Source organism: Alteromonas sp. Cnat3-28 (assembly GCF_022348265.1).
Lineage (GTDB): Bacteria > Pseudomonadota > Gammaproteobacteria > Enterobacterales > Alteromonadaceae > Alteromonas > Alteromonas macleodii.
In genome coordinates this window covers 129,633-143,165 of record NZ_JAKREY010000005.1, presented here as the reverse complement: position 1 = coordinate 143,165, position 13,533 = coordinate 129,633, and the positions used below count along the sequence as shown (strand labels likewise).

The window sequence follows — 13,533 nt, the reverse complement described above, 5'->3', positions numbered from 1 at the left end:
AAAAACCGCTGTTCAATGACGAAAACTCGGTGTGCGCTTTGAGCTTAACTAAAAAGAAAGCCCGCAAATGCGGGCCTTCATTCTGTTAAAAAGTATGGGCTGCTAATTACGCTTTACGCCACGTAGTACCGCTTGGGCCGTCTTCTAACACTACGCCTTTTGCGTTTAACGCATCGCGTGCGGCATCTGCCGCTGCCCAGTCTTTGGAGGCACGGGCATCGTTACGCTGTTTAATTAACGCTTCAATCTCTGCTGCTTCATCGTCATTGCCTTCACCGCCTTTAAGGTAAGTATCTGGGTCACTTTGAAGCATACCTAAAATTGCACCTAGACCTTTAAGAACAGCAGCCAGTTTACCTGCTTCTTCTACGTTATCTTTTTGGCGGTTAAGCTCACGTGCCACATCGAACAACACCGAAAAGGCTTCAGGTACGTTTAAGTCGTCGTTCATTGCCGCTTCAAAGCGCGTTAGGTAGCCACCGTGGTTAAGGTCAGTACTTTCGTCTACTGTTACACCACGCAGCGCGGTGTACAAACGCTCTAGGGCGGCCTTCGCTTGAGTAATATTGTCTTGAGAGTAACTTAACTGGCTACGGTAATGCGCCGACATCAGGAAGAAACGCAATGTTTCTGAGTCGTGCTCTTTAAGCACATCGCGCAAGGTAAAAAAGTTACCCAATGACTTAGACATTTTTTCGTCATTAACCTGTACCATACCCGCGTGCATCCACACGTTTACGTAAGGTGTGTCATACGCACAGCACGACTGAGCCACTTCGTTTTCGTGATGTGGGAACGTTAAATCTGAGCCACCGCCGTGAATATCAAAGTGCGCACCAAGATGCTTATGATTCATTGCAGAACATTCAATGTGCCATCCCGGACGTCCCTCGCCCCATGGCGATTGCCATGCAGGCTCACCAGGCTTGGTGGTTTTCCACAGTACGAAGTCTAGCGGGTCGTCTTTTCCTGCCGCCACTTCAACACGAGCACCCGCTTTAAGCTGATCTAAGTCTTGTTTGCTTAACTTGCCATAATCTTCGTACTTGCTTACGTCGAATAGTACATCGCCGCTTTTAGCTTGATAGGCGTAGCCTTTGTCCATGAGTCGCTGGATAATTTCAATGATCTCATCCATATGTCCACTTACTGTCGGCTCGACGTCTGGCTCTAGTAAGTTAATCGCCGCAAAGTCTTCGTGCATCATGGCAATAGTGCGTGCAGTTAGCGCCTCAAAGCTTTCGCCATTTTCATTGGCGCGAGCAATAATCTTATCGTCGATATCGGTGATATTGCGCACGTACTTCACATCTAAACCAAGGTGGCGCATGTAGCGTACTAAGACATCGAAACTCAGGTAAGTACGGGCATGACCCATATGACTTAGGTCATAAACGGTAATACCACAAACATACAAACCCACTTTCCCTTCTTGAAGCGGTACAAACTTCGCTTTTTCACGGGTTCGGGTGTTGTAAAGATGTAGCATGTCTATATTTCCTATTTGTCATAATTTTTCGGCCGCAAAGTTTAGCACTGTCACGATTTAAATGGTACAAGCCTTTTGCAACGATATGGCTGGGTTTTGCGATAACCGTCTCTTTGCGCTAACGACTCGTTTTGCGCTAAAATGCCGCCACTTTATATGTATGCTAACACACAGGACAAACCACAATGGTTACGTTAAAAACAAATTTCGGTGACATCACCCTAGAGCTTTTTGAAGATAAAGCGCCTAAAACGGTAGCTAACTTCATTTCTTACGTTGAAGACGGTTTTTTTGATAACACTATTTTTCACCGTGTAATCAACAACTTTATGATCCAAGGTGGTGGTTTTACGCCAGATATGGATCAGAAAGACACAAAAGACCCTATTGAAAACGAAGCGGACAACGGCGTAGCAAACGAAGTGGGAACAATCGCGATGGCGCGTACCCAAGATCCACACTCTGCGACGGCTCAGTTTTTTATTAATGTAAATAACAACGACTTCCTTAACCACTCTAGCAAGTCTGTCAATGGTTGGGGCTACTGTGCATTCGGTAAAGTAACTGAAGGTATGGATGTTGTTGAAAAAATTAAGGCTGTTAAAACCGGTAACAGCGGCTATCACCAGGATGTTCCTGTTGAGCCTGTTATCATTGAAAAAGCGACTATTTCTTAAATAGCCGCTGACATCTATGCTTGAATAGCTGTCTCAATAACGCCTTGGCCAATATGATTTTCAAGACATACTCAAGGCCTTGAGTTAAAAACAAGCCGCGTTACTTTAACGCGGCTTTTTAAACCACAATAAGAAGATTTATGTCGTTCACCTACTTCATTGCCGACTTGCACCTAAGTGCCGACCGCCCTGACATTACAGAATGCTTAATGCGCTTTTTAAAAGAAGACGCGATTAATGCTGATGCACTTTACGTTCTTGGTGACTTGTTTGAAGTTTGGATTGGCGACGACAACGTTACTCCATTTAACACTGCCATAGCATCAGCTTTCAAGGCAGTGAGTCAGCATTGCCCTATTTACTTTATTCACGGTAATCGCGATTTCGCCATACGTGAAAAGTGGCTATCAAAAGCCGGCATGACGTTATTAAACGAACAAGAAGTTGTAGACTTATACGGCACACCTACCCTGCTTACTCATGGTGACGAACTATGCACTCGCGATGTTGCTTATCAAAAGTTTCGCAAGAAATCCCGCGGTTGGTGGTGGCCACGTTTAATGCTTGCGCTTCCTTTATGGTATCGACAGCGTGTTGCCGATAACGGTCGCAAGGAAAGTAAGGCAAAGCAGCAAAATCTTAAGCCAGATATTATGGATGTCACGCCTGAAGAAGTGGTGAAAGTCATGGAAAAATGGGGCGTGCAGCGCATGATACATGGCCACACACACAGACCCAACATTCATAGCCTTACAGCAAACGGCAAGCCTGCAACTCGTATTGTACTTGGCGATTGGTATGATCAAGGCAGTGTATTGAAGGTTACTGAGAATGATGTGATGCTGCAGAAACATAACTTCAGTTAGTCCCCATCATTATTTGTTACAAACTAGCCGAAAGTACATGTGTCAGACGCTGGCTTAATTTTTGTTCTGTGGTATAAAGAATAAAAGCAAGTTAGTCATCATGGATGGTGTAAATGACAGATGTTCTTCTTTCCCCTACAAACTTCTGGTTTAGCATTTCGCTTATAGCCGTTTTCTTTATTTTCATACTAGAACTTGTTAGCACTATTTTTGGTATAAGCCTGTTGGGGTTAGGCGATGATTTTGCAGAGTTTGATGGCGATGGGTTTCTTAATACCTCGTTTGCCAACTGGCTTAATATCAATAAAGTTCCCTTTCTTATTTACCTGGTAGTACTTCTTACTCTATTCGGTTTAGTTGGCTTGATGGTAAACGGCTTAACAGCGAGTGCACTCGGCTATACCTTGCCAGCTTTCCTATCCGTTCCTCTTGCATTTGTTATTGGCGCATTCGTAACAGCTAAAACCGTAAAGGTAATTTCAGGCTTGTTGCCTAGTGTAGAGTCTAGCGCGGTTAACAGCGATGACTTCATTGGGTCTGTGGCCGAAATCACGATTGGAAAAGCAAGCCGAGGCAACCCAGCTGAAGCAAAGTTTACCGACCATTATTCACAGCCTCATTTTGTATTAGTAGAACCTTTCGAAGATGAAGAGTTGTTCGCACAGGGAGAGCGCGTCATTTTAGTTCAGAAAAAACAACACAGCTGGTTAGCAACCCGCTACCTATAACCTAAAAGAGATAAAAGTATGGATACAATTCAACCATCTAGCTTGCCGTCAATACTCTTTATTGCCGGTGCTATTGTTGTAGGGCTTATCGTTATTGGCCTTATCTTTGCCAAACTTTACACCCGCGCGACGAAAGAAACAGCGTTCGTAAGAACCGGTTTAGGCGGTGAAAAGGTCATTAAGGACGGTGGCGCTATCGTGCTTCCTGTCGTTCACGAAATAATTCCAGTAAATATGAACACCCTTCGTATAGAAGTGGAAAAAATTCAAAAAGACGCGCTTATTACCAAAGATCGCATGCGTGTTGATGTTAAGGCAGACTTTTATTTACGCGTGGCCCCCAATGCCAATGGCATATCAATGGCTGCGCAAACGCTAGGAACGCGCACCACTCGCGCTGAAGAAGTTAAGAAACTAATGGAGTCTAAGTTTGTTGACGTACTACGTGCCGTAGCTGCTGAAATGAGTATGACCGAAATGCATGAGCAGCGTGCTGACTTTGTACAAAAAGTTCAGCAAAGCGTGGCTAACGATCTTGAAAAGAACGGTCTTGAGTTAGAATCGGTGAGCTTGACTGGTTTTGACCAAACCGACCTACAGTTTTTCAATGAAAACAACGCTTTCGATGCCGAGGGGCGTGCACGCTTAACGAAGATCATTGAAGAAAAGCGCAAAGAAACCAACGATATTCAACAAGAAAACCGCATTTTCATTGAACAGCGTAATTTGGCTGCTGAGAAACAATCACTAGAGGTGAAACGAGACGAAGAAGAAGCTCGCTTAGCCCAAGAGCAAATTCTTGCCTTTAAACGTCAGGAACAAAAAGCAGAAATTGCTAAGCAGCGCGAAATGAAAGAACGGGAAGAGCGCGAAGCAGAGATCGCTAAAAACCGTGCTATCGAGGCTGCGGAAATTGAAAAATCACGGGAAATTGAAACCCAAGAAATTGCTAAGCGTCAGGCATTAGAGCAAGCGCGCATTCGTCAGCAGCAAGAAGTTGAGGTTTCTGAGCAAATTAAACAAATTGCCGTTGCGACAAAATCTGAGGAAGAGTCGGCCGCGCGTGCTAAAGCTGCTGAAGCGGAAAAGGCTAAAGTGGAAAAAGTGGAAGCAGTAACTACAGCGAAAATGGTGGCAGAAGCTGAGCGTAAGAAACAAATTGAAGTTATAGACGCGCGCAAAGAGGCAGAGCGTGAGGCTGTGGGCATTACCGTAGAAGCACAAGCTAAGAAAGAAGCAGCTGAAAACTCTGCTGCCGCCATTCTTACGGAAGCTAAGGCCGCTGCCGATGCAAAAATGCTTCAGGCTGAAGCTGATGAGAAAGTGCTTGCTGTTGAAGCACAAGGTAAACAAGCGCTTTATGAGGCTGAAAATACGCTTAAGACCGAGCAAATTGAGCTGCAAAAAGCCCTTGCCATGCTCAAAATATTGCCTGAGCTTGTGGCACACGCCGTTAAACCACTTGAAAACATAGAAGGTATTAAAATTCTTCAAGGCTACGGCCAAGGGAGTGGCGTGAAAGGCGATCACACCGTTGCTACTGCTGGTAGTGGTTTAGCTGAACAAGTAACGCAAGCCGCACTAAGCTATCGTGCTAACGCCCCACTGGTAGACTCTATGTTGCGTGAAGTGGGCTTGGTCGATGCGGAAAAAGGCACATTAGATGATTTGGTAACAGGCAACAGCGACATACTGACCAAGGCCAATGCCGTAAAACCTAAACCTATTGTGGCGGCACCAGAAAACCTAAATGGTAATAAAGCGTCGGAAGAGCTTCCAGCTGATTAATGCTCATTGAGCTAGTATCTAGCTAGCTAACACGACACAACACCCAAAGCCCTGTAATTCAACAGGGCTTTTTGTTTTCACGTAATTTATCAACTAACCATTCTGAAAATACTTTTAACCGAAGTGGCATTTGTCTTGTAGAGGGGTGCAGAAGATTTACCGGCATCGCCTGGGCCTCGAATTCAGGAAGCACACGAATTAGTTTTCCTTCTTTCAGCTCTGACTCAACCCCCACACTTGGAATTTGCGCAATACCTAATCCACTTGCGCACGCCGCGAAGTAGGCCTGGGTACTGTTAACACTTAACAAGCTTTGCATTTCGACAGTTTGGAGTTCTTCACCTTTCATAAATTCAAATTCTGGTGTTTTGTGACTTAGGGTATGGGAATAATCAATAAGCTTGTGATTAGCTAAATCTTCCAGCGACTGCGGTACGCCCCACTTCGTCGCATAATCAGGACTTACACAGTTATAAATTGGATAAGTTAAAAGGCGACGGGCAACCAAACTGCTATCCGCTAATGCACCAACCCTAATCACACAGTCAAACCCTTCTTTAATAAGGTCAACTTTGCGATCGACACTGCTTACTCGCAACGTAATCTTGGGGTAAGTAGAGATAAACTCACCTAAAATGGGAAGCAGAATATTGGTTGCAAATCGGCTTGGCATATCGATACGAAGCTCGCCACTTACGCTGTCTGCTGACGTTATGAATTGTGATTGTAAGGCGTCCCATTCACTCAATAAGGCAATACTTTGCGGCAAAAACGTTTCTCCATCAGAGGTGAGAGAAACGCTTCGCGTACTTCGGTTAAAAAGGCGCGTGCCCAACTGCTTTTCAAGATTTGTTACCGCTTGAGAAATACTCGATTTCGGTAAACCAAGAAGTGCGGCCGCCGCACTGAAGCTTCCCAATCTCGCGGTTTCTACAAACCGTGTAAGCATATCGAACCTGTCCATCTTTCGCCTATTGTTCACCAAATAAGAACAATGTTATCGCTTTAGGTAGGTTTTTCATACCAATTTTAGTCAATATAATCGTCTACGAATTAATCAACAAAGAGAGATAACAATGGCGATTGCATTAATAACAGGTGGAAGTCGAGGTCTTGGGCGCGCTGGCGCATTAGCACTGGCGAAAAAAGGGATAGACGTTGTTATCACGTATAACACTAATGAAGCAGCAGCCGATGAGGTTGTTAAAGAGATTCAGAGCATTGGAAGAAAAGCCTGTGCCCTGCCCCTTACCACCGCCGCCTCGCATTATTCGTTCCCGGAATTTCTGGTTACGCTTAAAGACGTCCTGAAAAATCAATTTGGCAAACAGGCTATTACCTATCTGGTAAATAACGCCGGCGTTGGTCTAAATGCTTCTTTTACAGAAACAAGTATAAAACAGTTCGATACGCTATTTGATATGCATGTGAAGGGACCTTATTTTTTAACCCAAACACTGTTACCTATTGTTGAGGATGGCGGAGCAATACTGAATGTTTCCTCTGGCTTGGCAAGATTTTGCTTCCCAGGATACAGCGCCTACGGTATGGCTAAAGGAGCCATAGAGGTCATGAGTCGTTACCTGGCTGCAGAGTTAGGAGCCCGTAAAATTAGAGTAAACACCCTGGCTCCAGGTGCCATTGAGACTGACTTTAGCGGTGGCTATGTTCGCGATAATAGCGAAGTCAATAATGCTATAGCCTCTCAGACCGCTTTGGGCCGCGTTGGCCAACCCGAAGATATAGGTGGCGTTATTGCAGCGCTATTAAGTAACGATAGTTATTGGATTAACGGCCAAAGGATTGAGGCATCTGGTGGTATGAAGTTGTAACACCATTAGCACGATGGCGTTGATGTCAGCTTTCACTTATTAACGAAAATAGGTTAAACGCCTTTGTAACCTTTCAAGCTGCAAAGGCGTATCATAAGGAGTAACATACACAGGCAAAGTTGTATTCTCTGCGCTTAAACATTAGGTTTGGACGTGAGGATATTGTTAAGCCTTGAAAATATTATCTGAGATTTAGATATTTTTAAGGAAGAAAGTCGAGGATAAGTGCTATGAAGTCGCTACCCGAAGAACCAGAGAAACCATTAAGAGACGATTGTTGCGGCGGAGGTTCGTGTTGCCCATGTATTTGGGACGTATACTACGAAAAGCTTGCTAAGTGGAAAGAAGCAAAGCGAGAATTTGACGAGTTAGCGAATAATGAGTCATCAGACACAAGGTCTCCAGACTAGCGGTCCGTACTCGTATTTAAAAATGCCCTGTTCGCTATTTCCTACTATTGAACAGCCCTCGAACAAGCTATCCTGCCTTAGAACTTGCCTAATTTAAACCGCCGCATGAGCGTTCGACAGTTCCATTTTTTAAACTTCTCATTTACAAATTTCTATTCTACTGCTATTTTATCTTAATCGATTAAGATTTTGATTTTCTGTGAGTCTCAACCAAATTTGGTCAGTCAATAGCAGAAGATTAAGAATTAAGCTAAACCCGTTACATGGTTAATTTTGAATCTGCCAGACTGGTAGTGCTTAATTCGTAGTAATGTGTGCTCGCGATACGTAAGAGAAGTACGAGCAAGCGCATGCTGAATTTTGGAGAGTTATCATGTCTATACGCAATGGCGTTCAACTAATCACCTATGCAGACCGACTAGGCGATGGCAACATCGAGAGTCTAACAAGCATACTTCAGGGCCCGTTAGGTGGCCTGTTTACGGGTGTTCACATCCTTCCTTTTTACTACCCTTACGATGGTGAAGACGCGGGTTTCGATCCTATCGATCATACCTTGGTCGATGAGCGCTTGGGCGATTGGGACAACGTTAAAAAGCTTGGCGAATCGGTAGATATCATGGCCGACCTCATTGTTAACCATATGTCGGGGCAAAGTGAAGCGTTCAAAGACGTGCTGAAAAACGGGCGCGAATCGAGTTATTGGCCGCTGTTCTTAACCAAGGAAGATATTTTTAAGGGCAACGATCAAACACAAATTGACGAACAAATAGCACAAGTGTTCCGCCCTCGACCCACACCGTTTTTCAGCGATTACGAGGTGGGCACAGAGACTGGTAACCCTGAAACCGTGCCGTTCTGGACAACTTTTACCTCTAATCAAATTGATATTGATGTGGAGTCACAGTTAGGCAAAGACTACCTATCTTCTATTCTTCAGTCGTTTACTGAAAGTAATGTTGATCTTATTCGCTTAGATGCGGCGGGCTATGCAATTAAACGCGCAGGTTCGAACTGCTTTATGCTTGAAGAAACCTTCGAATTTATCGAAGAATTATCAAACCGCGCACGTGGTATGGGCATGCAGTGTTTGGTCGAAATACACAGTCACTATCAAACTCAAATTGATATTGCTGCGCGTTGCGACAGTGTTTACGACTTCGCTTTACCTCCGCTTGTACTACACACCTTGTTCTCTAAAAATGCAGAGGCATTGGCATACTGGCTTTCAATTTCGCCACGTAACTGCTTTACCGTGCTAGATACTCACGATGGCATCGGCATTGTTGACGTGGGCGCGAATGGTGACAAACCAGGCCTGCTTACCGCAGATGCGATTAATTCGCTCGTTGACCAAATACATGAAAATTCCAATGGCGAGTCTAAAAAAGCCACCGGTGCCGCTGCAAATAATGTAGACCTTTACCAAGTAAACTGCACATATTACGATGCGTTAGGTAAAGATGACTTCGCTTATTTGGTTGCACGCGCCATTCAATTTTTTAGCCCGGGTATCCCTCAAGTTTATTACGGTGGCTTGCTTGCTGTTGAAAACGACATGGCTTTACTTGCTAAAACCAATGTTGGCCGCGACATCAACCGCCCATACTTGTCTACTGCCATGGTAAGAGAAGCCGTTGAAAAGCCAGTGGTTAAAGGCTTGATGCAGCTTATTAGGCTAAGAAACGAAAGCGATGCTTTTAACGGTGTATTTGACGTGAGTTACATCAACAACGTATTCGTGCTTTCGTGGAAAAACGGCAACCATGCGGCGTCACTAAACGTGAACTTCAGCACAATGGAAGCAACTGTTCATACAGTGGATAATGGTGAAGAAAGTGTGTTGTCAATCGACTCGCTACTTGCTTAAAGCGCACTCTCTAGCGTTAGTTTAGCTACTTAGCGCTCAGCTATTCAGGAATTAACACGTGCCGTTAATGCGCTTAAACGCATTAGCGGCACGTAAACCTTGTATTAGCCATTACGATTTAAGTATTACAAGCCCCACCAGAAGAACTGATATTATCGCGAATTAACTCAGTACTCGTTTACCTAAACAACGTATTATTTTGTGTTGGTGTTTTATCTGTAGTCGTCGTTATACGCCCTACCCCAGTCACATAGCTGACGTAAAGTTGGCTCTAGTGTGCGGCCTAAATCGGTAAGAGAATACTCTACACGAGGGGGCACTTCAGCATACACTTTCCTGTTTACCAACCCATCACGCTCTAACTCTCTGAGTTGCTGTGTAAGCATTTTTTGGGTAACGCCTTGTAATCGTCTACGCAACTGACTGAAACGTAGCGTTTTATGGCAAAGGTGCCACAAAATAACCCCTTTCCATTTACCGCCTATTATCTCAAGGGATACTGCTACGCCACAAATGTATTGATTTGAGTCGTTCTTATTTTCTGCAGCATTGGGCTTATTATCTTGTTTCTGGCTTTTTAGGACGGCGTTATTGTCAATGTCTGATGTCACATCACTTTCCTCTGCCACTACACTGTTCAAAGTTGCGGTCATACTACTCCCTCTTAGAGTAATTACGTTCATATTCACTACGTAAAAGGCATTATTATTAATGTCAGCATTGATGTCTGTGGTCTTTGTTAAAGCGACCAGTCGAACAAAGGATTTACATCACGCCAATAGTATCTTTTAGGGTACTACCCTACTAAAAAGTACATACTTGCGCAAAGTTTATATATCGTCACAATGGGTAGCGTAATCATTCGACTAACGGAGACAGGTATGACATCGTTTAAAGCTTTGCTTGTAGAAAAGCAGGAAGATAAATCCTTCACGCGCAACGTAACGCAGCGCTCAACTGATGACTTGCCTGAAGGCACGCTACTCATTAAGGTGCATTATTCATCGCTTAACTACAAAGATGCACTGTCAGCCACCGGCAATCCAGGTGTGAGCAGAAACTTTCCTCATACCCCAGGAATTGATGCAGCAGGCACGGTGGTATCGTGTGGTGACAATCGCTTTAAAGAAGGAGACGAAGTTATTGTCACCGGATTTGACCTCGGCATGAATACCGCTGGAGGCTTTGGCGAATACATCAGAATTCCAAGTGAATGGGCGGTAGCTAAGCCAAATGGACTTACGTTGAGAGAGTCAATGATCATTGGTACCGCAGGTTTTACTGCAGGACTATCGGTACAAGGCTTGGTTGAACACGGCGTGACTCCTGACAAAGGCGATATTCTAGTCACTGGCGCTACAGGAGGCGTGGGCTCTGTCGCTGTTGCCCTGTTGGCAAAAGCTGGCTTTTCGGTTGTGGCATGCACCGGAAAAAAGGAGCATGAGGCATTCTTAAAAGCACTGGGGGCCTGCAAAGTGATAACCCGCGACGAGTTATTGGAAAATAAAGAACGCCCTATGTTAAAAGAGCTATACGCTGGCGCTATTGATACGGTAGGCGGTGAATATTTAGCGCAGGCAATTAAAGCGACACAATATGGCGGCACAGTAACGTGCTGTGGCCTAACCGCATCTGCTGAACTTAACGTAAGCGTATTTCCTTTTATCTTACGAGGCGTGTCGCTTCTCGGTATCGACTCTGTGCAGTGCCCTATGCCACCCCGTTTGAGGTTGTGGGACAAGCTTGCTAGCGAATGGAAGCTGGACTGTCTTGACGATCTTACTGAGGAAGTAACACTTGATGCCGTAAATGAAAAAATAGACGCAATCTTAAACGGGCAGATTTCTGGCCGTACTTTGGTTAATGTTCAAGGCTAAGCACATAAAAAGAAGGCACCTTAATATGGTGCCTTCGGTTTATCTGGCTCGCCCCTACGAGTGACTAGTTCCCGTCGTTACTCATTTTTTTAGCCAAGTGAATGGTGCTGACCTGCTTTGCTCTTCGCGAGCGAACCTTAATATTCAGAATTTCTACAATAAACGAGAACGCCATCGCAAAATAAACATACCCCTTAGGTACATGAACATCAAAGCCTTCTGTTATTAAGGTAAAGCCCACTAAAATCAAAAACGATAAAGCCAGCATTTTGATGGTTGGGTTTGCATCCACAAAGTCGCCAATCGGCTTTGCAGCTACTAGCATCACTGCTACTGACGCAACAATAGCAATAACCATGATGCTCAAATGTTCAACTAACCCTACTGCTGTGATAACAGAGTCGAGAGAAAAGATAACATCGAGCACCGCAATTTGAACCAAAATTGAGAAAAAACCAGAAGCTGCTACTTCCGTAGTTGATGCTTCGGTCACCTCGAAACTGGCATGTATTTCGTGGGTTGATTTTGCAATAAGAAAGAGGCCGCCCAACACTAAAATAATGTCACGGCCAGATATTTCATTCCCAAAGAGGCTAAATAACGGATTAACTAAGCCCATTACCCAAGCCAAACTAAATAGCAATAACAGTCGCGAGCCCATGGCTAAACCAAGGCCTATTTGACGTGCTTTATTTCTTTGATGTTCAGGTAGCCTGCCCACCAATATTGAAATAAAGATTATGTTATCAATACCAAGCACTATCTCTAATGCCATTAAGGTGCCTAATGCCACCCAAGCTTCTGGACTCGCAAGCCATTCAAACATTTGCGCTATAAACCTTAGCCAAAACCACCTAATTTAGCGCATAGTATTACGGAATATCATCTCAAGCACGCTTTCTTTAGAAGCCCTCTAGAACCAACTTACCGATGGCTCGCCCTTCTTCTAAAATTTTGTGAGCCTCGATTAAGTTAGCCGCATTTATTTTACCTAAATGCTTGCCTACAGTAGTCTTAATTTTACCGTCGTCGATAAGCGATGCTACATGAGTAAGTAAGCGGCTTTGCTCTGCCATATCGTCGGTTTCAAACATTGAGCGCGTAAACATGAACTCCCAATGAAGTGACAAGCTCTTCTGCTTAAGCTTGGCTACGTCAAGACTTTCTGGGTCGTCAATTAGCGCCAGTTTGCCCTTCGGCTTCATAACTTCAACAAAGCTATCAATGTACTGGTGTGTGTTATTTAAACTTGCGACATGCGTCACTTCACCAATGTTTAAGGCCTTGATTTGCTCAGCCATAGGCTTGCTGTGATTTACTACGTAGTCGGCACCTAACTCCTGAACCCAGCTTTTTGAGCTTTCACGCGAGGCAGTGGCGATCACGGTAGCCCCCGTTAGTACTTTAAGCAATTGCAGCATAATAGAACCCACGCCACCAGCTGCGCCTACCACAAGCACAACCTCATCGCTCTTTTCACTTTGTTGCCTTAGAGCAAGATGATCAAACAACAATTCGTATGCTGTGATTGTGGTTAGAGGAAGTGCCGCAGCATCGCTGTCTGACAGAGACTTAGGCGCTTTACCGACAATACGTTCATCAACTAATTGAAACTCTGCGTTTGAGCCCGCTCTGGTAAGGTCGCCAGCGTAGTAAACTCTGTCACCAACTGCGAACTCGGTAACATCAGCGCCTATATCAACGATTTCACCTACTGCATCCCACCCCAGAATTTTGGGATCACCTCCATTAGGATTAACGCGATGACGAATTTTATAATCGACCGGGTTGACTGCTATCGCACTTATTTTTACAAGTAAATCTCGACCCGACGCGCTGGGCTTTTTGATGTCAATATCCACCAGTGCATTAGGCTCATTAATACCAAGTGAGTGGGTATAACCAATAGCTTTCATCATTTGTCTCTCCTTTGAGTAATATCATCATCATACTCTTGATTAAATTTGGATAAACAGCACAATAAAAGAAACATTAT

13 protein-coding genes are annotated in these 13,533 nt (G+C 44.4%); 8 read left to right on the top strand and 5 right to left on the bottom strand.

The window, feature by feature from the left end:
* Nucleotides 1-106: 106 nt before the first annotated feature.
* Nucleotides 107-1,489, bottom strand: coding sequence for a cysteine--tRNA ligase (gene cysS / locus MHM87_RS07290; RefSeq protein ID WP_239258319.1), 1,383 nt, complete (start codon nt 1,487-1,489; stop codon nt 107-109).
* A 185-nt stretch (nt 1,490-1,674) separates the two neighbouring features.
* On the opposite strand from cysS, the gene MHM87_RS07285 reads away from it, so the two are divergent.
* The 4 genes from MHM87_RS07285 (at nt 1,675) to MHM87_RS07270 (ending at nt 5,548) form a co-directional block, all read left to right on the top strand.
* Nucleotides 1,675-2,166 carry a peptidylprolyl isomerase gene (locus MHM87_RS07285; RefSeq protein ID WP_014949922.1) on the top strand — a complete coding sequence of 164 codons (492 nt, stop codon included), beginning with the start codon at nt 1,675-1,677 and terminating at the stop codon, nt 2,164-2,166.
* A gap of 140 nt (nt 2,167-2,306) precedes the next feature.
* The gene (lpxH, locus tag MHM87_RS07280) at nt 2,307-3,032 is read left to right on the top strand and encodes a UDP-2,3-diacylglucosamine diphosphatase (RefSeq protein WP_014949923.1); all 726 of its coding nucleotides are present in this window, start codon (nt 2,307-2,309) and stop codon (nt 3,030-3,032) included.
* A gap of 113 nt (nt 3,033-3,145) precedes the next feature.
* Nucleotides 3,146-3,760 (top strand): OB-fold-containig protein, encoded by a 615-nt coding sequence (locus MHM87_RS07275; RefSeq protein WP_014949924.1) that lies wholly within the window; start codon nt 3,146-3,148, stop codon nt 3,758-3,760.
* A gap of 18 nt (nt 3,761-3,778) precedes the next feature.
* Nucleotides 3,779-5,548 (top strand): flotillin domain-containing protein, encoded by a 1,770-nt coding sequence (locus tag MHM87_RS07270; protein WP_039236487.1) that lies wholly within the window; start codon nt 3,779-3,781, stop codon nt 5,546-5,548.
* 58 nt (nt 5,549-5,606) lie between these two features.
* On the opposite strand, the gene MHM87_RS07265 is transcribed toward MHM87_RS07270, so the two are convergent.
* Nucleotides 5,607-6,512 (bottom strand): LysR family transcriptional regulator, encoded by a 906-nt coding sequence (locus MHM87_RS07265; protein WP_239258318.1) that lies wholly within the window; start codon nt 6,510-6,512, stop codon nt 5,607-5,609.
* A gap of 112 nt (nt 6,513-6,624) precedes the next feature.
* Between MHM87_RS07265 and MHM87_RS07260 the strand changes: the two genes are divergently transcribed.
* The 3 genes from MHM87_RS07260 (at nt 6,625) to gtfA (ending at nt 9,660) form a co-directional block, all read left to right on the top strand.
* Nucleotides 6,625-7,380: an SDR family oxidoreductase gene (locus MHM87_RS07260; RefSeq protein ID WP_239258316.1), complete on the top strand. Its 756-nt coding sequence runs from the start codon at nt 6,625-6,627 to the stop codon at nt 7,378-7,380.
* A gap of 230 nt (nt 7,381-7,610) precedes the next feature.
* Complete coding sequence (locus MHM87_RS07255; protein WP_014949928.1) at nt 7,611-7,790, top strand: oxidoreductase-like domain-containing protein; 180 nt, start codon at nt 7,611-7,613, stop codon at nt 7,788-7,790.
* Nucleotides 7,791-8,163: 373 nt separating this feature from the next.
* Nucleotides 8,164-9,660: a sucrose phosphorylase gene (gene gtfA / locus MHM87_RS07250; protein ID WP_239258314.1), complete on the top strand. Its 1,497-nt coding sequence runs from the start codon at nt 8,164-8,166 to the stop codon at nt 9,658-9,660.
* Between the two features lie 212 nt (nt 9,661-9,872).
* On the opposite strand, the gene MHM87_RS07245 is transcribed toward gtfA, so the two are convergent.
* Nucleotides 9,873-10,313 (bottom strand): helix-turn-helix domain-containing protein, encoded by a 441-nt coding sequence (locus MHM87_RS07245; RefSeq protein WP_275443305.1) that lies wholly within the window; start codon nt 10,311-10,313, stop codon nt 9,873-9,875.
* Nucleotides 10,314-10,541: 228 nt separating this feature from the next.
* On the opposite strand from MHM87_RS07245, the gene MHM87_RS07240 reads away from it, so the two are divergent.
* A complete protein-coding gene (locus tag MHM87_RS07240) occupies nt 10,542-11,537 on the top strand; it encodes a YhdH/YhfP family quinone oxidoreductase (RefSeq protein WP_239258312.1) in 996 nt (331 codons plus the stop codon).
* Between the two features lie 64 nt (nt 11,538-11,601).
* On the opposite strand, the gene MHM87_RS07235 is transcribed toward MHM87_RS07240, so the two are convergent.
* The gene (locus tag MHM87_RS07235) at nt 11,602-12,363 is read right to left on the bottom strand and encodes a TerC family protein (protein ID WP_039225280.1); all 762 of its coding nucleotides are present in this window, start codon (nt 12,361-12,363) and stop codon (nt 11,602-11,604) included.
* 76 nt (nt 12,364-12,439) lie between these two features.
* A complete protein-coding gene (locus tag MHM87_RS07230; protein ID WP_239258426.1) occupies nt 12,440-13,453 on the bottom strand; it encodes a zinc-binding alcohol dehydrogenase family protein in 1,014 nt (337 codons plus the stop codon).
* Nucleotides 13,454-13,533: the final 80 nt, after the last annotated feature.

Excerpts from the sequence above, each read along its gene's own strand:
- lpxH (WP_014949923.1), top strand. The coding sequence starts at position 2,307 with ATGTCGTTCACCTACTTCATTGCCGACTTGCACCTAAGTGCCGACCGC.
- MHM87_RS07235 (WP_039225280.1), bottom strand. The coding sequence starts at position 12,363 with ATGTTTGAATGGCTTGCGAGTCCAGAAGCTTGGGTGGCATTAGGCACC.
- cysS (WP_239258319.1), bottom strand. The coding sequence starts at position 1,489 with ATGCTACATCTTTACAACACCCGAACCCGTGAAAAAGCGAAGTTTGTA.
- MHM87_RS07240 (WP_239258312.1), top strand. The coding sequence starts at position 10,542 with ATGACATCGTTTAAAGCTTTGCTTGTAGAAAAGCAGGAAGATAAATCC.
- MHM87_RS07245 (WP_275443305.1), bottom strand. The coding sequence starts at position 10,313 with ATGACCGCAACTTTGAACAGTGTAGTGGCAGAGGAAAGTGATGTGACA.
- MHM87_RS07260 (WP_239258316.1), top strand. The coding sequence starts at position 6,625 with ATGGCGATTGCATTAATAACAGGTGGAAGTCGAGGTCTTGGGCGCGCT.
- MHM87_RS07255 (WP_014949928.1), top strand. The coding sequence starts at position 7,611 with ATGAAGTCGCTACCCGAAGAACCAGAGAAACCATTAAGAGACGATTGT.
- MHM87_RS07285 (WP_014949922.1), top strand. The coding sequence starts at position 1,675 with ATGGTTACGTTAAAAACAAATTTCGGTGACATCACCCTAGAGCTTTTT.
- MHM87_RS07275 (WP_014949924.1), top strand. The coding sequence starts at position 3,146 with ATGACAGATGTTCTTCTTTCCCCTACAAACTTCTGGTTTAGCATTTCG.
- MHM87_RS07265 (WP_239258318.1), bottom strand. The coding sequence starts at position 6,512 with ATGGACAGGTTCGATATGCTTACACGGTTTGTAGAAACCGCGAGATTG.
- gtfA (WP_239258314.1), top strand. The coding sequence starts at position 8,164 with ATGTCTATACGCAATGGCGTTCAACTAATCACCTATGCAGACCGACTA.
- MHM87_RS07270 (WP_039236487.1), top strand. The coding sequence starts at position 3,779 with ATGGATACAATTCAACCATCTAGCTTGCCGTCAATACTCTTTATTGCC.
- MHM87_RS07230 (WP_239258426.1), bottom strand. The coding sequence starts at position 13,453 with ATGAAAGCTATTGGTTATACCCACTCACTTGGTATTAATGAGCCTAAT.